The organism is Lysobacter sp. 1R34A, from assembly GCF_051217035.1.
Taxonomy (GTDB): domain Bacteria; phylum Pseudomonadota; class Gammaproteobacteria; order Xanthomonadales; family Xanthomonadaceae; genus Lysobacter.
In genome coordinates, this window is sequence record NZ_JBPKJP010000004.1 from 1 (window position 1) to 19982 (window position 19982).

Genomic DNA, 19982 nt, shown 5'->3' on the forward strand with positions numbered 1-19982 from the left:
CGCTGCAGACGCAGGTTGCGCGCGCGGTAGCGTTCGCGCGCGGCGAGGGCGCGCAGGCGCGCCTCGCGCGCGTTGCGCAAGGCCTGCCGGCAGGCGTCCGTGCATCGGCGACAGGCGATGCCGTCGTCGAAGTGCTCGCTCGACAGGCCGAGTGCGATCGCGCCATCCAGGTCGTCCTGGACCAGCGCGGCGACGATCGCGTGCGCGGCCGTGCCGCGCGCGTCGGCGCAGCCGCAGCGGCAAGGCGCGGACGTGCGCTCGCTCACGTTCCGTCGAAAGCGGGCTTGCGCCGTTCGAGGAAGGCGGTGGTGCCTTCGCGCATGTCGTCGGTCGCGAACATCAGGCCGAATTGCGCGGTTTCGTACTCCAGGCCTTCCTCGATCCCGCATTCGCCGCCGACCGCGATGCAATCGAGCACGCCGCGCAGCGCCAGCGGCGCCGCCGCGGCCAGTTGTTCGGCGAGCTTGAAGGTCTCGGCTTCGAGTTCGGCCGCCGGCACCACCCGATTGACGATGCCCAGCTCGCGCGCACGTGCGGCGTCGATCGGGGCGCCGACCAGGCACAGCTCCAGGGTGGCGGCGCGGCCGGCCAGGCGCAGCAGGCGCTGGGTGCCGCCGAAGCCCGGGATCAGGCCGAGGTTGACCTCGGGCTGGCCGACCTTGGCGTTGTCGGAGGCGATGCGCAGGTGGCAGCCCATCGCCAGTTCCAGGCCGCCGCCGAGGGCGAAGCCGTTGATCATGCCGATCACGGGTTTCGGCATTTTTTCGATCCGGCGCATCAGTTTCTGCCCGCGCTGGGAGAAATCGCGGCCCTGGACCGGGGTCAGGGTGTTCATTTCCGAGATGTCGGCACCGGCGACGAAGGCCTTGGGGCCGGCGCCCGTCAGGATCACGGCGCGCACCGCCGGGTCCGCCGCGGCGGCCTCGAAGGCGGTCAGCAGGGCGTCCAGGGTCGCCGCATTGAGCGCGTTCAGCTTGTCGGGACGATTGACGGTGATCTGGCGCACGGCGCCGCGATCGGCGATCAGCAGGGGCGATTCGGTCATGTGATGGCCGTAGGATTCCGGGGCGAGAGGGGGCGGCAGGCTGGGAACTCCGGCCCTGGGTCGCGGTCATAGCCGGGAGCGTCAGTGGCGGTTAAGCGCTGCCGCCGGTATCCTAACTCGTCCTGTCGGGCACTTACGACCGACCCAGGGCTTCTAACTCGGGGCATGACTGGACTATGCCCCTAGCCGATCGGGGCGACGCAGTCGCCCCGTGCCATAACCGGAGATTCCACCGAATGAAGTTGCGTTTGATTGCTGCCGCCGTCGCGGCCCTGGCACTGACCGCCGGCAACGCCGTCGCGCAGGACACTTCTTCCGAGAAGGGCAAGCTGAGCTATGCGCTCGGCTACGACCTCGGCCGCAACGCCGTCGAAAGCGGTGAGCAGGTCGATGTCAACACGATCGTCAAGGGTCTGCAGGACGGTTACGGCAAGAAGCCGCCGTCGGTGCCGGTCGACCAGCTGCGCACCGCCGTGCAGAACATGCAGAAGCGCCAGCAGGACAAGGCCAAGGCCGAGTGGGACAAGGCCGCCGCCGAAAACAAGGGCAAGAGCGACACCTTCATCAACGGCAACAAGTCCAAGGCCGGCGTGAAGGTGCTGCCGAGCGGCGTGCAGTACCGCATCATCGACACCGGTACCGGCGCCAAGCCGACCCAGGCCAGCACCGTCGCCCTGGAAGTCGCCGGTCCGTTCCCGTGGGGCCAGCGCCCGGAGCAGGCGCGCCCGGCCAACTCGATTCCGTCGATCAAGGTCAGCGAAATCGAAATGGCGGCGATGCGCGAAGTGCTGCTGCAGATGCCGAGCGGCTCGAAGTGGGAAGTGACCCTGCCGGCCGACAAGGCCTACGGTGCCGACCCGCGTACCCCGTATCCGCCGAACGTCGCCGTCCAGTTCGAAATCAAGCTGGTCAGCGTCAAGTAAGAGCAGACAAGCGTCACCGACTTGCGCCGGCTAGCCCGGCGCAAGTCGTTTCTGGAGCGGGGCGGCGTTCGAGCGATGCAAGCGTTCGACGCGGTACCCGATGTTTCGCACCACCTGCCGATCGCATCGGTCAGGCTTTACGAGGTCGCTCCGCCAGGCACAATGGCGGCATGGCCTCGGTGGACGATATGACGACATTCCGCGCGGTGTTGAGCCCGTGCATCGGTGTCTGCCAACTGGGCGACGACGGCCTGTGTTCCGGCTGCCACCGCACCACCGCCGAAATCGCCCGTTGGTCGCAGATGAACGACGACGAGCGCCTGCGCCTGATGGAAGTGGTGCTGCCGCAGCGCGAGTCGAAGCTGCGATGAGCGCGCCCGGGTCAACGCTGGCCTTCATCGGCGCCGACTTCCTCGCCGGCGATTCGCGCGAACGTACCCGCTTGCTGGCGGCGCTGCACCCGCTCGACGCCGCGCCCGAGAGCGACGGCTGGAACCTGGACGACCTGACCGGGCTGCTGCCCGCCGACGCCTCGCATGCGCAAGCCGCGGTGCTGGTCGGCTTGGTGCCGCGCGCCGACGGCGTGCAGGTGTTGCTGACCCGCCGCACCGACGGCCTGCGCCAGCACGGCGGCCAGGTCAGTTTTCCCGGCGGCCGTATCGAGCCCGGCGATGCCGACGCCGTCGCGGCCGCGTTGCGCGAGACCGAAGAGGAAATCGGCGTGCCGGCCGCGTTGATCGCGCCGCTCGGTTTCCTCGACCCGCTGGTGACCATCACCGGCTTTCGCGTGTTGCCGCTGGTCGCGGTGATCGACCCGGCCTACGTCGCGCGGCCCGATCCCAACGAAGTCGCCGAAGTGTTCGAAGTGCCGCTGGCCTTCCTGCTCGATCCCGACAGCCTTACCACCCGCACCCTCGAATACAAAGGGCGCCCGCGCCACGTGCTGGAATACCGTTATCCGAGCCAACGCATCTGGGGGGCGACCGCCTCGATGTTGTTGAACCTGCGGCAGCGATTGGAGACGACCCCATGAGCGACTGGACCACCCTGGTGTCGGCCGAGGACCTCGCCGCGGCGCTGGGCCGCGACGATCTGATCGTCGTCGACGCGCGCTTCGCCCTCAACGACGGCGATGCGGGCGAAGCCGCCTATCGCCAGGCGCATGTGCCAGGCGCACGCTACGCCCACCTCGACCGCGATCTGTCCGACCACCGCAAGCGCGGCGGCGGGCGTCATCCCTGGCCCGAGGCCGACGATTTCACCGCCGCGCTCGGCCGGTGGGGCATCACCCCGCAGCACCAGGTCGTGGTCTACGACAACGGCGACGGCGCTCTGGCCGCGGCGCGCCTGTGGTTCCTGCTGCGCGTGCTCGGCCACCGCCGCGTCGCCGTGCTCGACGGCGGCTGGCAGCACTGGACCGCGCTCGGCCTGCCGAGCGACGACCTCGTGCCGACGCCGTCGCCGACCCGCTACGAAGCCGGCTTCGACGCGCGCCGCGTGCTGGACGCGCAGGACGTGCGTTCGCTGCTCGATTCCGGTGGCCTGCTGATCGATGCCCGCGCCGGCGAGCGCTTCCGCGGCGAAGTCGAACCGCTCGACCGCGTCGCCGGCCATGTCCCCGGTGCGCGCAACCGCCCGTATGCGGACAATCTCGCCGGTGGCCGCTTCAAGTCGAGCGAAACCCTCGCCAGCGAATTCGCGCCCTTGCTCGCAGGCCAGCCGCCGGCGCAGACCGCGGTCATGTGCGGCTCCGGCGTGACCGCCTGTCATCACCTGTTGGCGATGGCGCATGCCGGTTACGACGGCGCGGCGCTGTACACCGGGTCGTGGAGCGGATGGATCGAGGATCCGCAGCGGCCGGTCGCGGTGGGCGAGGGGTAAGTTGATGGGGCTCATGCGGCCCTTGTAGGAGCGGCGTGAGCCGCGATCGCGGGATGCGCAGAGGTCGCATAACCCGCCGTTGTTGATCGGAGCTGCGATGTATCGCAGGGTAGGAGCGGCGCAAGCCGCGACATCGCTGCGGCGGTCTTGCGGCGCTTCTCTCGTTCAATAGAGCAAGATCAAGATCAAACCCAAAGCTTCCGCCACTAAAGCGGCGGGTTACTTTCTTTTGTCTAAAGCAACAAAAGAAAGGTAACCAAAGAAAAATGCTTTGTTTTGAATCAAGGGCCCGCGCGAGCGATGCCGACGCAGGGATTTTTCATACGGGACATCCCTGCCCCGATGAAAAACGGCCCGCATCCCTGCGGGCCGCCCTCCGGGTCTTCTTTAGCCTTCGCTAGTGCGAGGCTGCGCACAGCCACAGCCACAGCCACAGCCACAGCCAATGCCATGGCCAGGGTCAAAACACGAGATCGGACTGCGACGCCGCCATCCCCTGTAGGAGCGACGTAAGTCGCGACCAAGGGACGTGTCGATGCGACAACGTCAATGTCACCCATCGAAGCGGCGTCCTTTCGCAGGGGGGGGCGCAAGCCGCGACCGCGAATTCGCGCTTGCGGCGCGGGCGATCGCGGTTGCGTGATCGCGGCTTACGCCGCTCTACATGGGCTGCGGCCAGGAGCGCCGCTAGATCGTGGCAGCGCGGTCGCGGCTTGTGCCGCTCCTACCCTGGCGGAAGTGCGTCGCTTCGATGAAAGACATCGGCCTTGGCGCTTCTAGGCGTAACGCAGTCGCGACTTACGTCGCTCCTACACAGGGGAGAACGCCGTACTCGCATAGCCAAGGGTTCAGGGCTTCCGCTACCGAAGCGGAGCCTTGCCGCACACTTGTTGCAGTTTGACGAAATAAGCTCATTCCGCTTCGTCATTACTGTGCTTGCCGTCGCGTAATCGCGGCGTCACAGGTCGTGCCCATCCTGCGCGCAGTTCGTACAGGGGGAGTGCGCGCCATGTTGCGTGCCGTTGTGTTGCCGTTCTTGTTGTTCTTGTCCGCATCGTTGTGCGCGGTCGCGTTTCCCGCCCAGGCCCAGGACGCCGAACGCGTCCGCATCCACGGTTCTCAAACGCTCGGTCATGCGCTGGTGCCTGGCGTGGCCGAGGCCTGGCTGCGCGATATCGGTTACTCGGAAATCCGCACCCGCCGCCCGCGGCCGGCGATGACCGAAATCCATGCTCACCGCGACGGGCAGCCGCTGATCGTCGAGATCGCCGGCAGCGATTCGGCGCAGGGGTTCGCCGATCTGGTCGAGGGCGAGGCGCATATCGCGATGATGGTACGGCGGCCGAACGCGGCCGAGCTCGATGCGGGCTGGCAGCTCGGCGATCTCGGTTCGCAGGACCAGGAATTCGTGGTCGCGCTCGATGGGGTCGCGGTCGTGGTCAATCGCCGCAATCCGGTCGTGCGCCTGGACTTCGCCCAGTTGCGCCGCTTGTTCGCCGGACAGTCGCGCGACTGGCGCGAGTTCGGCGGCCAGGGCGAGGTGCGGTTGCATCTGGATCCGGGCGCCGGTGCGGTACGCGATCTGATGAACGAGCGGGTCATGCTCGGCAGCGCATTCGGCGAAGCGCAGCTGCATCGCAGCGCGCGCGAACTGATCGCGGCGGTCGCGGCCGATCCCTCGGCGATCGGCCTGATCCCGATCGGAGAGCATTACGGCGAGGGTACCAAGCCCTTGGCGATCGCCGACGGCGGGCGCGCGATCGCGCCGACCCGCACCGAGGTATTGAGCGAAGACTATCCGCTGAGCCGGCGCTTGTATCTGTACGGCGGCCAGATGATGGGCGCCCTGAGCCGCAGCTTTGCCCTGTATGCGATGACCCGCGCCGGCCAGCGCGCGGTGGCGCGCAGCGGTCATCTCGCGGTGACCCTGGTGCCGGGACGGCAGCGGCCGGTATCGGCCGGCCCGGCGGAGTATCGCGAACTGGTCGGCCGCGCGGTGCGCCTGCCGCTGAGCCTGCGTTTCAATTTCGGCGGGCCCGGCGAAAGCGGCGTCGCCGCGAACGTGTTCGACAGCCGTGCGGTGCGCGACCTCGACCGCCTGCGCAGTTTCATGGCGTTGCCGCCGAATCGCGGGCGCCGATTGCTCGTGGTCGGATTCGCCGACGCCAGCGCCGGTTCGACGATGGCGGCGATGATGATGAGCAACGACCGCGCCGACCTGGTCGCCCAGGAACTGATGTCGCGCGGCCTCAGGGTCGAGCAGGCGCGCGGCATGGGCACGGCCCTGCCGCTGGCCGCCGCGCCGCCGGGCGGTGCGCGCAGGGCGATCGCGCGCGATGCCGGCTCGCGTTACCGCAACGAGCGGGTCGAGGTTTGGCTGCTCTGAGCAGGAGTGAGTGAGGAGGAGTGAGCGGTGAGTAACAGCCTGGCTTCTACTCGTTACTCGTTCCTCACTGCTATTTACTCGCTCCTCCCCTCACTTGCCCAACTTGGCGACCAGCGCCTTCAACGCGGTTTGCGTATCCGGCGAATACCAGGCGTCGATGAAACGATCCAGTTCGATGTGCTCCGGACGCAGGGCTTCGATCAAGTCGGCGCGAGCCAGCAGGCGGGTATGCAGCATCGCGCTGCGCGGCAGGCTCAGCAGTTGCTCCAGCCATACGCGGCCGCGCTGGGCGACGTTCTCGATTTCGACCAGTTCGTCGACCAGGCCGATCCGCAGGGCGGTGTCGGCGTCGACCATTTCGCCGCCGACCAGCAGGCGTTCGGCGCGGTAGGCGCCGACCACGCGGCGCATCAGGCGCTGGATGCCCTCGGGTGCGACCAGGCCGACCTGGGTTTCGTTGAGGCCGATCCGGTAAGGGCCCGAGGCCATGATCCGGTAGTCGCAGCACAACGCGAGCACGCAACCGCCGGCCGGCGCATGGCCGCCGAGGGCGGCGACCACCGGTACCGGCGCCGACGCGAGCGAGCGGGCGAGGCCGAAGAAGGCCTGCCAGGCCAGCAGCAGATGGTCGCGCTGGTCGCCGAGCGAAAGCAGATACGGCACGTCGAGGCCGGCCGAGAACACCTTCGGCCCGCCGCTGAAGACGATGCCGTGGGCGCCGTGGTGCACGGCCTGCTCGATCGCCTCGCGCGTTTCGTTGCACAACTGCGGGTTGAGCGCGTTGACCGGCGCGCGCGCCAGGCGGATTTCGACGATGTCGCCGTGGGAATGGGTCTCTACGAAGCTCATGGTTTGACGTCCTGGGGCCAGCGATAGCGCACGGTGTAGGTCAGCTTGGTTTCGCCGCCGGCGGGCACCGCCACCTCGAACTGGGCGTGGCGCGCGTCCTTCTTCTTCGACGGCAGGCTGGACGACACGATCTCCCAATCGGTCCAGCGCGGCAAGGGTTCGATCACCCGAACCGTGGCCTCGTGCTTCTTTGCGTTCTTGATCGTCACCGCGAACGATTCGGTGATGGTGCGTCCGGCGCGGTCGAGCCGGAAACCGCTCGCTTCGCGGGTGCTGCTGAGGTCGAACACCTTGCCGAGCTGCAAGCGCACCTCGGCGCCTTGCGGCGTGTGCGCGAGTTCCGACTCGCCGAGGAAATCCTTGCCGTCGAAGGCGCGCACGCGCCCGGCCGGCAGGGGCAGGCCGAGCCCGGCGGCCTTGTCGTTCTTGAACTCGACCTTGGACATCACCGGCACGTCGCCGGTCTGGCCCTGGAAGTTCGGATCGATCAACGGTGTCGGCGGGCGCCAGTCGTTGTCGCCGGCCTCGATCGCGTAGATGCGTTCGCAGGCGACGGCGTTGTTGCGCGGGAACAGTGCGATGCGTTCGGTGCTGCCGCTGCCGAGCGTGACCGGCTGCGGCAGATCGTAGGCGTGGTATTCGCCGGCGGTGCGCTCGACCGGCATCGGCGGGGCTGCCTGGGCCTGCGCGTCTGCTGCGATATAACCGAGGCGCGAACCGGTCACCTGGATCTGTTCCAGCCTGCGGGTGCGATTGGGCTCGCCGGCGATCAGGCTCAGGCGGGTCTGGTTGAAGCCCGCGCCCGAACGGTTGGCCACCAGCGCGGCGCCGTCGAGCCCGAGCTTGCAGCCCTGGCCCGGAGCCAGCGTGGCGAGGTATTCGGCGCGCCAGGCCATGCCGCCCATCGGATAGGACAGGACGAAGTCGGCGTCGCCGGCCTTGTCGGCATTCACCGTCCACTGCAAGGCCGATTGGCGCGGCAGCAGATTGTCGTTGTCGACCAGGCTGAAGCTGTCGTAGCTGCGGATGACCTTGACGCGGCCGTCGTCGAGCGCGAGGGTCAGGCCCTCGCCGGCCGACAAGAGCACGCCGTTGTCGGTCTGCTTGGTGCCGCCGGCAGTGTGTTCGACCGTGACCTTGCGGCCGATCGCCACGCCGACCACGTTCTGCGCGCCCGAGACCGGGGCGATGAAGCGTTGTCCGACCAGGGCGACGCCGTCGCTGCGCGGCTGCAGCACCGCGGCCTCGGTGTCCATCGACGGCGGCAGGGAGCGGCTCGACAGCGTGTTGCGTCCGCTCTTGAGGGTGTAGCGCAACGGCCGTTCGACCAGGGCATAGCCGGGCATGCCGGCATTGGGCGCGCGTGCGTTGGCGAGCGCCTCGTAATCGCCGCTGTACACGGTAAGCCGGCTTTCGCCGCCGGGCGCGTCGCTGGCGGGGGCCTCGGCGGGGGCGCCCGCGGCCGGGCCGATCGCGACCTTGTCGGGGCCGCCGGTCGGTGCGCCGGAACAGGCGGTCAATGAACAGGCCAGGGCGAGCAGGCTGAGCGGAAGCTTCATCGTCGACTCCTTCATGGGCAACTCCTCCACATGCGGGAGGTATCATAGGCCGATGAACGTATCTGGCATCCGAACGGGGTTGACGCTCGCCGCCATGCTGGCCGCGGCGTCGGTATTTCAGGCCGGCGCGCAGCAGGCGAAGGCCTCAGCGGGGAAGGCCTCGGCGGGCAAGGCCTGCGCCGCGCAGGTGCGCGAAGGCTGGGTGCGGATGCCGCCCATGCAGATGCCGATGATGGCCGGCTTCGGCCGGATCGAGAACCGTTGCCCGCTGCCGGTGACCATCGTCTCGGCCAAGAGCGCGGCCTTCGGCGAGGTGTCTTTGCACGAGACGCGCATCGTCGACGGCGTCAGCAGGATGCGCGCAGTGCCCGAATTGCGCATCGCCCCGGACGGCTCGGCGCAGCTCAAGCCGGGTGGCCTGCATCTGATGTTGATGCAGCCGCACAAGCCGCTCAAGCCGGGCAGCCGCATCGCGGTCGAGTTCGCGCTCAAGGACGGCGGCTCGCTGTTCGGCGAGTTCGAGGTGCGCAAGGCCGCGCCGTGACTAAAGGGTAGGAGCGGCGCAAGCCGGGACCGCGAAGCTGCGTATGCGTCGATGCCGCAGGTAACGATGTCGCGACCTGCGCCGCGCCTACCCTGAATCGACAGCCCTGGAAGGCTGAAGGCGACAGCGGCGTCCGCGTCGCTGCAAACGACGACCGCTCAAGCGTCAGACGCCGCCGCAAGCCGCGCGCACCGGCCCCGGCAAGGCCGCGGGCTGGCCGGTTTCGCGGTGGATCCAGACCAGCACGACATTACCGTCGCAATACACCGCCGAAGGATCGGCCGCACCGACGATGCGGTGGCCGATGCTGAGGCTGGTATTGCCGAGGCGCTCGACGAACAGCTCGATGTCGAGCTCGTTCGGCCATTCGATCGGACGGCGATAGTTCAGATGCGCGGCCGCGACCACCGGCGCGACGTGCTCGTCCATGCCGTGGCCGGGCAGGGTCACCATCCAGCGCAGGCGCGCTTCCTCGAGGTAGCTGAGGAATTTCGAGTTGTTGACGTGGTTGAAGGCGTCCAGGTCGCGCCAGCGCACCGACAGCGGCACGCGGATCAACGCCGGCGGCGCCGCCGGCAGGTCAACCTCAGTCTGCGCGGCCTGTGCGGCGGTGTCGGCGGCGTCGTTCGAAACGCTCGCCGAGTCCGCGGCAGGAGCCGCGGCGGCCTTGCGGCTGCGCGGCGCGCGCTTGCGCGGCGCCGCTTTCTTGCCGCCCGCGGGCGGCTGCTGGGTATCGGTCATGCAGCGGATTTCTTCTTGGCGCGCGACGCGGTCGCTGCGGGGGCGGGCTTTTTCGTCGCCGGTTTCTTCTTCGCCGCGTCCGCCTTCGGCGTGCCGAGCAGCGGGGCGAGGAAGTGGCCGGTGTGCGAATGCGGCAGGGCGGCGATCTGCTCCGGGGTACCGGTGGCGAGGATGGTGCCGCCGCGGTGGCCGCCTTCCGGTCCCAGGTCGATGACCCAGTCCGCGGTCTTGATCACGTCGAGGTTGTGTTCGATCACCACCACGGTGTTGCCGTCGTCGCGCAGTCGGTGCAGCACCGCCAGCAGATGCTCGATGTCGTGGAAGTGCAGCCCGGTGGTCGGCTCGTCGAGGATGTACAGGGTGCGGCCGGTGTCGCGCCGCGACAGTTCCTTCGACAGCTTGACGCGCTGCGCCTCGCCGCCCGACAGGGTGGTCGCGCTCTGGCCGAGCTTGATGTAGCTCAGGCCGACGTCCATCAGCGTTTCGAGTTTGCGCGCGATGGTCGGCACCGCCTCGAACAGGTTCAGCGCCGCCTCGACCGTCATCGACAGCACGTCGTTGATGTTGTAGCCCTTGTACAGGACTTCCAGCGTCTCTCGGTTGTAGCGCTTGCCGTGGCAGACGTCGCAGGGCACGTAGACGTCGGGCAGGAAGTGCATCTCGACCTTGATCAGGCCGTCGCCCTGGCAGGCCTCGCAGCGTCCGCCGCGCACGTTGAAGCTGAAGCGGCCCGGCGAATAACCGCGCGCGCGCGCTTCCGGCACCTGCGCGAACAGCTCGCGCAAGGGCGTGAACAGGCCGGTGTAGGTGGCCGGGTTCGAACGCGGGGTGCGGCCGATCGGCGACTGGTCGATATCGACGACCTTGTCGAACAGCTCCATGTTCTCGACCGAACGATACGGCGCCGGCGTCTGCGAGGCGCCGTTGAGTTCGTTGGCGGCGAGCACGTACAAGGTGTCGTTGATCAGGGTCGACTTGCCCGAGCCGGACACGCCGGTGACGCAGGTCAGCAGGCCCGAGGGAATGTCGAGGTCGACGTCCTTGAGGTTGTTGCCGGTGGCGCCGCGCAGGTGCAGCATCGCCTTCGGATTGGGCTTGTGGCGCTGCTTCGGGATTTCGATCCGGCGCTTGCCGCTGAGGTACTGGCCGGTCAGCGAACGCGGCGCCTTCAGCACGTCGGCGAACTGGCCCTGGGCCACGACTTCGCCGCCGTGCACGCCGGCGCCGGGGCCGATGTCGACGATGTAGTCGGCCAGGCGGATCGCATCCTCGTCGTGTTCGACCACGATCACGGTGTTGCCGAGGTCGCGCAGCCGGGTCAGGGTGCCGAGCAGGCGCTCGTTGTCGCGCTGATGCAGGCCGATCGAGGGTTCGTCGAGCACGTACATCACGCCGACCAGGCCGGCGCCGATCTGGCTGGCCAGGCGGATGCGCTGGGCCTCGCCGCCCGACAGCGAGTCGGCCTTGCGTTCCAGGGTCAGGTAATCCAGGCCGACGTCGACCAGGAAGCGCAGGCGGTCGACGATCTCCTTGACGATCTTGACCGCGATTTCGCCGCGCCAGCCCGGCAGCTCCAGGGTCTTGAAGAACTGCAGCGCTTCGTCGACCGGCAGCACCACCAGTTCCGGCAGGGGACGCTCGGCGACGAACACGTTGCGCGCGGCGCGGTTGAGGCGCGCGCCGGCGCAGTCGGGGCACGGACGCTGGCTGATGTACTTGGCCAGTTCCTCGCGCACCGCCGCCGATTCGGTCTCGCGGTAACGTCGTTCCAGGTTCGGCACGATGCCTTCGAAGCGATGCTTGCGCTGGCTGCGGCCGCCGTTCTCGGTGAGGTAGGTGAAGCCGATCAGTTCGGCGCCGCTGCCGTACAGCACCGCCTTCTGCACCGAGGCCGGCAGCGACTGCCAGGGCGCGTCGACGTTGAACTTGTAGTGCTTGGCGAGCGACTGGATCAACTGGAAGTAATAGGCGTTGCGGCGGTCCCAGCCGCGCACCGCGCCGGCCGACAGCGACAGCTCCGGATGCACGACCACGCGGCCCGGATCGAAGAACTCGGCCACGCCGAGGCCGTCGCAGGTCGGGCAGGCGCCGACCGGCGAGTTGAACGAGAACAGGCGCGGTTCCAGCTCGGGCAGCGAATAATCGCAGACCGGGCAGCTGTACTTGGACGAAAACAGCAGCGGCGCGGTGTCGGCCTTGTCCAGCGAATACACCTGGGCCATGCCGTCGCCGAGCTTGAGCGCGGTCTCGAAGGACTCGGCCAGGCGCTGCTTGATGTCCTCGCGCGGGCGGAAGCGGTCGACCACCGCCTCGATGGTGTGCTTGACGCGCAGCGCCAGCGGCGGCACCGCGTCGATCTCGTACAGCTCGCCGTCGACGCGCACGCGCACGAAGCCCTGTGCGCGCAATTGCTCGAACACCTGGGCATGCTCGCCCTTGCGCTCGCGGATCACCGGCGCCAGCAGCATGTAGCGCTGCTCCGGGTCCAGCGCGAGCGCCTGGTCGACCATCTGGCTGACGGTCTGCGCTTCGAGCGGGTAGTGGTGGTCAGGGCAGCGCGGCGCGCCGACGCGTGCGTACAGCAGGCGCAGGTAGTCGTAGACCTCGGTGATCGTGCCGACGGTCGAGCGCGGGTTGTGCGAAGTGGATTTCTGCTCGATCGAGATCGCCGGCGACAGGCCTTCGATGTGGTCGACATCGGGCTTTTCCATCACCGACAGGAACTGCCGGGCGTAGGCCGACAGCGATTCGACGTAGCGCCGCTGGCCTTCGGCGTAGATCGTGTCGAAGGCCAGGGAGGATTTACCGGAACCGGACAAGCCGGTGATCACGATCAGCTTGTCGCGCGGCAGATCGAGATCGATGTTCTTGAGGTTGTGCGTCCGCGCGCCGCGGATGCGGATGTAGTCCAGCGCCATCGGGTGCCTGCAAGGGGGGAGGGCTGCCGGCGCGAAACGCGACGGCGAACAGAAGAGCGTATCGAGTGGGCTAGGTGGGGGCAAATCCGGAAAACGGAAGTCTTCGGGCGCGCCGCGCGAGGCCCGTGGGGCCTGGGGTTCATGCATGCCCGCCGCGAGACGGACCGCGGCGCATCGCCGGGCGCGGCGACGGAGTGCGCAAACGCGACGGGGGCCGCCGGCCCCCGCCTGACTCATTCAGCCGCGCGACCAGGGCACGAGGCCCCGGTCGGCCGATCCTTCAGGCCGATCGTTCAAGCGCTCATTTCAAGGGATTGAAACGCAGCGGGGTCGCCGCCGTGCCGGGCTCGCCGCGAGTGTCGAGCGCGCCGGGGTTGGCCCCGGCGACGATCAGCTGGACCTTGACCGCCTCGGCGCGCTGGCGCGACAGGACTTCGTTGTCGGCCGGCTGGCCGGCCCCGCCGCCCGGCCCGACGATCTCGAAGCGCGCGTCCTTGGGCGCGGCCTGCAGGGCCTTGGCGGCGCGGCTGAGGATGTCGAGGCTGGCCGGCGCGATCCGCGCGCTGCCTTCGTCGAAGCGTACGTTCATCAGGTTCAGGGCCTTGGCGATCTCGGCGCTGCCGGCCTTGCCGGGTTCGAGCGCGGCCAGGGCCTGGGCCGCGGCGTCCGAGGAGGCGGCCGCGCCGCCTACGCCCTCGAACAGGCCGCCGTAGCTGTAGCCCGGGAACAAGGCCTTGGCCTTCTCGAGCAGGGTGACGCGGTCGGCATCGGAGGCCTGGCCGCTGAGTTCGATGGCGGTGCCCTGGAAGCTCACCGCGGCGCCCGGCATGGTCAGGGCGGCGGCGAACTGCGGCAGCTTGTCCTGCCAGGGGGCGGGCTTGGCGGCCTTGTCGACGCTGAGGTTGCCGCTGATCTGGCCCATGTAGGCCTGGGTCAGGGCGGTGCTCAGCGCCTTGCGGGTGGCTTCGCTGTCGACAGTGCCGTCGTAACGGATCGCGCCGTTGTTGTTGACCAGGCTGAGCTTGGCGTCGAAGCGCACCACCGGCGCGGCGACCGGCGCCGGCGTCGGCGCAGCGGCGCTGTCCGCGGCCGGCGCGGTGGAATCGTTGCAGCCCGCCACGCCGGCGATCAGCGCGGCGAGCAGCACGGCACGGCGCGCGAGGCCGCGACGGGCGAGGGCGAAATGGTGGGCACGTGGGGCGGATGAAGGATGGCGCATGAAGTCTCCGCTGTTCTGGAACCGGGATTCGTGAGTATGGAGCGCTTGCGCGATCGCCGGAGCGTGCCCGATCTGGCCGGACGACTGGCGACCGCAGGCCGCGTCGGCGGGAGGCGGGGAATGCATTCGTCGACCGCCCCGTTCGCCCGCATCGGCGCGGCCGCGATCGGTCCGCGCGAAAAACGAAGGGCCCAGCATTCCGGGCCCTTCGCGATTGCCCACTTGGCGGTTACTTGCTGGAGTTGTACTGAATCTCCACCGGATCCGCGCATTCCTGGGTCTGGTTGTTGCACAGCTTGTAGCTCATGGTGCCGCTGCCGATGATCCGGAAGGTATCGGTGTTGGCGCCGGTGTTGCGCACGGTCTTGAGGATCGCGCCGTTGCGGTAGATGTCGATGTTCTTCTTGCCCTTCTCCCACGACAGGTTGACCGAGGTGCGGTGGTTCGGCAGCGCGCTGGCCTTGGCCTCGACGCGACGCGGCCAATTGGCGTCGACGAAGCTCGGGTACAGCGACATGCCCGCCGAGGCGCGGTAGCCCTTGACGTTGACGTACCACACGCCGCCCTTCGGGGTCGGGAAGAAGCAGGTCTCGTTGTTGCCCGAGGTGAACGGACGGCAGTCGTAGGACGTGTTGGTCGGCTCCGCGCCGTACTTGACGTAGATGTCCGAATCGCCGGTGCCGCCGTACAGGGCGAACAACAGGTTCGACGCGCCGTTCGGCACCAGCAGCTGGTACTTGATCACGCCGTTGGCCGCGACTTCGATGTTGGTCACGGTGATGCCGTTTTCCAGCTCGACCGGCGGCTCGGGTTCCGGCGCCTGCGGATCCGGGGGCAGCGGCTCGCTGCCGTTGGCCACGGCGACCGCCAGACGCGCGTCGACGATGCCCGAACCGCAGGGGTTGGCCCAGCTGCAGCCGCCCGGCAGGCCGCCGACATGCGAGGTGTTGACCAGGATCTTCTCGATCTCGGCCGGGGTCTTCGGCGTGGTCGCCGCGGACTGCATCAGCGCGACCACGCCGGCGACGTGCGGCGCCGCCATCGAGGTGCCGGCCATCCAGGCATAGCCCGGGCCTTCCTGGGCCTGCAGGCCGAGGTTCAAGGTCGACAGGATGTTGTCGGCCGCCGGCTGCGCGCCGGAACCGCCCGGTGCGGCGATGTCGATCTTCGGGCCGAAGTTGGAGTAGCTGGCCAGGGTGCCGGTCGGTCCGACCGCGGACACGGCGATCACGTTGTCGCAGTTGGCGGGCGAGAAGTTGGCCACGTCGCCGCCCGAGTTGCCGGCGGCGATGACCACGGTGGTGCCGCGCGCGCGCGCCGCGTCGAACGCAGTCTGTTCGGCCACGCTGCACGCGCCGCTGCCGCCGAGGCTGAGATTGATGACTTCGGCCGGGGTCGTGTTGTCCGGCACGCCGGTGACGCTGCCGCCCGAAGCCCAGGTCACCGCATCGATGATGTCGGAGGTGTAGCCGCCGCACTTGCCGAGCACGCGCACCGGCTGGACCTTGGCGCCGTGGGCCACGCCGGCGACGCCGCTGGCGTTGTTGGTGGCCGCGGCGATGGTGCCGGCGACATGGGTGCCGTGCCAGCTGCTGTCTTCGGGAATGCCGAAGATGTTGCACTCGCCGGCATGCCAGTCGCCCGGATCGTTCGGGTTGGCGTCGCGGCCGTCGCCGTCGACGCTGACTTCCTGGTCGATGATGAAGTCGTAGCCCGGCAGGATGTTGGCGTCGAGATCGGTGTGCGGGGTGATGCCGGTGTCTAGCACCGCGACCACGATGCCGTCGCCGTCGGTGATGTCCCAGGCCGGTTCGAGGTTGATGCCGCCCGGGCCGTTCTTGTAGTGCCACTGCTGCGCATAGCCCGGATCGTTCGGGACCATGGTCTTGTGCTTGAGCAGATCGGGTTCGACCGCGATCACGCTCGGGTCCTTCATCAGCTCGATCGCCAGTTCCTTCATCGCGGCGGTGTTGAGCTTGGTGTCGGTGCGGATCAGGCTGGCGCCGGTGGCCAGGGTGCGCATCGGGGCGATGCCGATGCCGAGCTTGCTGGCGGCCTTGGCGTACTGCGTGTTGACCGCGGCAGCGCTGAGCTTGGCGTTCGCGCCGGGCGCGCGGGTGACGATGAAACGGTCGTAGGTCTGTGCGGCGGCCTTCTTCACTGCCTTGGCCGAGGTCGTCGCTTTCGGTCCCTGCAACTTCGAGAACGTCTGCAGCTTGCTGCCTGAATAGGCAGCCGGAGCGACGAGTACGGCGGTCGCGATAGCCAGTGCGGTCCATTTCAATGAACGTTGTTTACGATTCATGACAAACATCCTTGATCCTTTCGTTGCGCATGATCCCCTTCGCATCCCCTGTCGAGCGTCGGGCCTTTGGTCCGCGGAGGCGGTACCGCATCCTCCGAGGTACTTCCTTGGGCAGCCGGACCGGCCTCCATCCAGGAGCGGGTCGGGCCGCGGGTTTGGTGGCGAAGACGCAATCGTCTGCCTGCACGCGCGCGGGGCGGCGTGAGTGGGTGGTTGAATGCGTCTGTCGCGCAGGAGCGAAGCTCCAGCGCTGGAAACCGGGTATGGCGGACGGCAGCGAACGGCATGCACGGGATACTGGAATTCAACGCGACGGCATCATCGTGGCGCTTCTGCGTCGCAGAGGCTGCGCTACGGAGTGCTGTTCCTTGTCGCGCGACCCCCAACGTGTCGCTCGTGATCGAAGCTAATTGAGGCCGGTGGGTGCGTGCAAGTGTCGTTTACGCCGTTACGGCTGCATGAATGCGACTGCGCTCACAGACGGCGCCGATGCGCGCGCGCGGCGCGATCGCGGCATTGATCGATTGCTGCGGTAAATCAAGGGTTTTTTAGCCTTCGGTGCGGGCGTGTGCGTTGTCGCCCGGATTTTCGCCTCGAGCAAATTTTCTTTCGGAACTGTGAACTGTGTCGGCCTCTTTGCGTCGCGATGCCGGGTTTTTTCTTGATCGGATGCGCGGTTCTTTCAACGGCGTGCGACGCGCAGCGGAGGCGCGCTGCGACGTTGCGATGCGAACTCGCGAGGTGATTGCGCGATGTGAATGCGCGACAGTGCCGCGAACGCGTTTCGATACCGGGTAGCGCGATGTTGCGAGCGCGCAACATCGCGCGGGTTGATTGGTGGCCGAGGATTGCGCGTCGGAAGTGGGGGGTTGAGGAGAGGAAAGCGCCGGGTCGTGAAGTGCGCAGGAACAAAAGCGCCGAGGTGCTGCGATCAACACAAAGGGCGCCGAGGCGGCGATCAATACAAGGGCGCCGAGGCGCCCTTTGTGCGCGTGCATGGGGATGCTCGGTTCGACGCTTATTCGAGCACGGTGAATTCCATGCGGCGGTTCTGCGCCTTGCCCGCTTCGCTGGCGTTGTCGGCGACCGGCCGGTCCTGACCGTAACCCTTGCCGACCAGTCGTTCGCCCGGCACGCCGAGCTCGACCAGCTTGGCGGTGACCGCGTTGGCGCGGTCGAGCGAGAGCTGCAGGTTCGCTGCGGCGTCGCCGGTGTTGTCGGTGTGGCCGCCGACTTCGATACGGGTACCGGCCGGAGCGGCCTTGATCGCCTCGGCCGCCTTGCTCAGGGTCTCGAAGCTGTCGCGGGTGATCGAGGCCGAACCGGTGTCGAAGTGGATGCTCGACAGGTTCAGTGCCTTGATCAGATCGTCGGCGCTGAAGCCGGCCTTGAGCGCGGACAGCGCCGCCATGGCTTGGTCCCACAGACCGCTGATCTCGAAGCCGCCGAAGCCGCTGCGCAGCTTCTGCGACAGCGCGAAACGCTCGGCTTCCGGCAGCGCCGAGGTGTCGATGGCGATCTTGTCGCCGTCGAAGTCGAGCTCGACCCCGCGCGCCCTCAGGTCCGGCAGCAGGGCGATCAGCCGGTCGATCCAGCCGGCGGGGGCGGTCGCGGCGTCGACGCGGATGTCGCCGCTGACGTTGTCCGCGCCGAAAGTGGCCCTGAGAGCATCGAGCAGCTTGGACTTCTCGGCGTCGCTGGCGAACTGGCCGCTGACGCTCGCCTTGCCGTCGAGATTCTCGAAGTGGAAGCGTGGCTCGGTCCGCGCCGCCGGCGCGGCCAGCGGCGCGGTCGAAGAGGCCGGGCGGGCGGTGCTCGGGGTGGCGACGACGGCCTCGTCCTTCCCACAGCCCTTGAACAGCAGGAACGCGGCGATCAGCAGGGCGCCGAGCAGCAGCCAGGGCAGGATCTTGCCGAGGCCGCTGCCGGTGTTGCGGGCGGCGTGGGCCGCCGCATCGACCGTAGCGTCGGCGGCCTGGCCGACCGCGCGCGCGCCGCCGGTCACCGCACCACCCACCGCGGCGGCGCCGGCCGCCAGTGCGTCCCAGCCGAAGCGGCCGAGGTCGCCGAGCCAGTCGGCGATGCCGGCCACCCAGGATTTCAGGGTTTCCGGAATGCCGGCCGGCGCCTTGCCGCCCTCGGTCAACTCGTTGACCAGATTCGGCAGCAGGCCGCCGATGGCGCCGGCGGTGGCCGAGACCGGGGCGCCGAGCTTGCCGGCGATCGCACCGATCAGTGGCGCGCCGAAGAGATGGTCGACCTGCGCGGCGCTGATCGATTCGTTCGGACCGGTACCGACCCACGACTGGATCAGGCGCCCCAGGCCCTTTTGTTCGAACAGGCGGACGAAGCCGGCGAAGCTGCCGCGTGTCTCGTCGAAGATCAGGGCGATCAGGACGCCGACCAATTGACGGGCCTGGTCGGGACTGAGGCCGAAGCGGCCGGAGACGTCGCTGATGAGGTTGTCCAGCAGGTCGATGCGCATAGTGTTTTCCGTGAATAATGTGATACGCATCACGAAATTCGATGCGCATCGCCGATTTATCACGTTCCTAGCCGGATTTGCGCCATCGAACGGTTTTTTTCGCGCCCCGGGGCGGGCCGGCGGACGAACGGCCCGGGAACGGCCGCAAACGGCGTCAATGGTTCAGAAAGCACATTAAAGGCACACTAGAAGGCACATCCGGATGGGCGGCGCGCCGGGCGAGGGCGCGGCGCCGGGCAGGAGCTGGGGCAAGAGGGGGCGATTTGACCCTAAGCCATTGGCTCCGCTACAATTCCGCTTCTGTCCGCCCGCTTGGGCGCGGCAGCGACCAAAATAACTACAGAGGAATCCTGGTCATGTACGCAGTTCTCGTCACCGGCGGTAAGCAATACCGCGTGATGCAAGGCGAAAAACTCCGCGTCGAATTGCTCGACGTGGAAGCCGGCAGCGAAATCAAGTTCGACACCGTGCTGATGCTCGGCAACGGCGAAGGCGTCACGCTCGGCGACGCGCTCAAGGGCGCCAGCGTCACCGCAAAGGTCGTCGGCCACGGCCGCGCCGACAAGGTGCGCATCGTCAAGTTCCGCCGTCGTAAGCACCATCGCAAGCAGATGGGCCACCGTCAGCACTACACCGAAATCGAGATCACCGGCATCGCCGGTGGCGACAACAAGTAAGGAGAAGCCGCCATGGCACATAAAAAGGGCGTAGGTTCCACCCGCAACGGCCGCGACTCCAACCCGAAGTACTTGGGCGTGAAGATCTACGGCGGTCAGGCCGTCGAAGCCGGCAACATCATCGTGCGTCAGCGCGGCACCCAGTTCCATCCGGGCGCCGGCGTCGGTCTGGGTCGCGACCACACGCTGTTCGCGCTGGTCGACGGCAAGGTCGAGTTTTCGACCAAGGGCCTGAAGAAGCGTCGCACCGTCAGTGTCGTCGCCGCCGAGTAATTCCGGCGCGACGTACTGCGAGGAGCCCCGCTTCGGCGGGGTTTTTCGTTTGTAAGCCGGGATGATTCGGGAGTGAGGGGGCGGGATTCGCAGAAGCGAAAACCCGATGCTTTCACTGCCGTTACAATCCCGGGCGTCCCCGCTGTTGTTTTCGCGATTCTCGAATCCCCATTCTCA

14 protein-coding genes and 2 pseudogenes are annotated in these 19982 nt (G+C 68.0%); 7 read left to right on the top strand and 9 right to left on the bottom strand.

Annotated elements, in window-relative coordinates:
* Positions 1-266: pseudogene (locus tag ACSAMQ_RS02565) on the bottom strand (hypothetical protein); the annotation flags it as partial.
* Positions 263-1045: an enoyl-CoA hydratase/isomerase family protein gene (locus ACSAMQ_RS02570; protein ID WP_435394148.1), complete on the bottom strand. Its 783-nt coding sequence runs from the start codon at positions 1043-1045 to the stop codon at positions 263-265. The gene ACSAMQ_RS02570 and the pseudogene ACSAMQ_RS02565, both read right to left, overlap by 4 nt.
* A 236-nt stretch (positions 1046-1281) precedes the next feature.
* Here ACSAMQ_RS02570 and ACSAMQ_RS02575 point away from each other — a divergent pair, with 236 nt between their 5' ends.
* The 4 genes and pseudogenes from ACSAMQ_RS02575 to ACSAMQ_RS02590 all read left to right on the top strand — a co-directional run bounded on the left by ACSAMQ_RS02575 (position 1282) and on the right by ACSAMQ_RS02590 (position 6235).
* The gene (locus ACSAMQ_RS02575) at positions 1282-1968 is read left to right on the top strand and encodes an FKBP-type peptidyl-prolyl cis-trans isomerase N-terminal domain-containing protein (RefSeq protein WP_435394149.1); all 687 of its coding nucleotides are present in this window, start codon (positions 1282-1284) and stop codon (positions 1966-1968) included.
* Positions 1969-2138: 170 nt separating this feature from the next.
* A pseudogene (locus tag ACSAMQ_RS02580) lies at positions 2139-3001 on the top strand (NUDIX hydrolase).
* Positions 2998-3849: a sulfurtransferase gene (locus ACSAMQ_RS02585; protein WP_435394150.1), complete on the top strand. Its 852-nt coding sequence runs from the start codon at positions 2998-3000 to the stop codon at positions 3847-3849. The pseudogene ACSAMQ_RS02580 and the gene ACSAMQ_RS02585 overlap by 4 nt, the downstream one beginning before the upstream one ends.
* 1009 nt (positions 3850-4858) lie before the next feature.
* Entirely contained in the window at positions 4859-6235 is a 1377-nt protein-coding gene (locus ACSAMQ_RS02590; protein ID WP_435394151.1) for a substrate-binding domain-containing protein, read from the top strand.
* 90 nt (positions 6236-6325) lie between these two features.
* On the opposite strand, the gene ACSAMQ_RS02595 is transcribed toward ACSAMQ_RS02590, so the two are convergent.
* Both ACSAMQ_RS02595 and ACSAMQ_RS02600 read right to left on the bottom strand, forming a co-directional pair.
* Complete coding sequence (locus tag ACSAMQ_RS02595; RefSeq protein WP_435394152.1) at positions 6326-7084, bottom strand: enoyl-CoA hydratase/isomerase family protein; 759 nt, start codon at positions 7082-7084, stop codon at positions 6326-6328.
* Positions 7081-8643 (bottom strand): DUF4139 domain-containing protein, encoded by a 1563-nt coding sequence (locus ACSAMQ_RS02600; protein ID WP_435394153.1) that lies wholly within the window; start codon positions 8641-8643, stop codon positions 7081-7083. Before ACSAMQ_RS02600 ends, ACSAMQ_RS02595 begins: the two co-directional genes overlap by 4 nt.
* Positions 8644-8656: 13 nt before the next feature.
* Between ACSAMQ_RS02600 and ACSAMQ_RS02605 the strand changes: the two genes are divergently transcribed.
* Positions 8657-9187 carry a copper chaperone PCu(A)C gene (locus ACSAMQ_RS02605; protein ID WP_435394154.1) on the top strand — a complete coding sequence of 177 codons (531 nt, stop codon included), beginning with the start codon at positions 8657-8659 and terminating at the stop codon, positions 9185-9187.
* Positions 9188-9352: 165 nt separating this feature from the next.
* Here ACSAMQ_RS02605 and ACSAMQ_RS02610 read toward each other — a convergent pair whose 3' ends face one another.
* From ACSAMQ_RS02610 to ACSAMQ_RS02630, 5 genes are all read right to left on the bottom strand, one after another.
* Positions 9353-9766, bottom strand: coding sequence for an acyl-CoA thioesterase (locus ACSAMQ_RS02610; protein ID WP_435394221.1), 414 nt, complete (start codon positions 9764-9766; stop codon positions 9353-9355).
* A 158-nt stretch (positions 9767-9924) separates the two neighbouring features.
* Positions 9925-12846: an excinuclease ABC subunit UvrA gene (gene uvrA, locus ACSAMQ_RS02615; protein WP_435394155.1), complete on the bottom strand. Its 2922-nt coding sequence runs from the start codon at positions 12844-12846 to the stop codon at positions 9925-9927.
* 301 nt (positions 12847-13147) lie between these two features.
* The gene (locus ACSAMQ_RS02620) at positions 13148-14065 is read right to left on the bottom strand and encodes an OmpA family protein (protein ID WP_435394156.1); all 918 of its coding nucleotides are present in this window, start codon (positions 14063-14065) and stop codon (positions 13148-13150) included.
* A gap of 229 nt (positions 14066-14294) precedes the next feature.
* A complete protein-coding gene (locus ACSAMQ_RS02625) occupies positions 14295-16370 on the bottom strand; it encodes a S8 family serine peptidase (protein ID WP_435394157.1) in 2076 nt (691 codons plus the stop codon).
* A gap of 1018 nt (positions 16371-17388) precedes the next feature.
* Positions 17389-18855, bottom strand: coding sequence for an OmpA family protein (locus ACSAMQ_RS02630; RefSeq protein WP_435394158.1), 1467 nt, complete (start codon positions 18853-18855; stop codon positions 17389-17391).
* Between the two features lie 356 nt (positions 18856-19211).
* Here ACSAMQ_RS02630 and rplU point away from each other — a divergent pair, with 356 nt between their 5' ends.
* Positions 19212-19532, top strand: coding sequence for a 50S ribosomal protein L21 (rplU, locus tag ACSAMQ_RS02635; RefSeq protein ID WP_031371912.1), 321 nt, complete (start codon positions 19212-19214; stop codon positions 19530-19532).
* Between the two features lie 12 nt (positions 19533-19544).
* A complete protein-coding gene (gene rpmA, locus ACSAMQ_RS02640; protein ID WP_435394159.1) occupies positions 19545-19805 on the top strand; it encodes a 50S ribosomal protein L27 in 261 nt (86 codons plus the stop codon).
* Positions 19806-19982 lie beyond the last annotated feature (177 nt).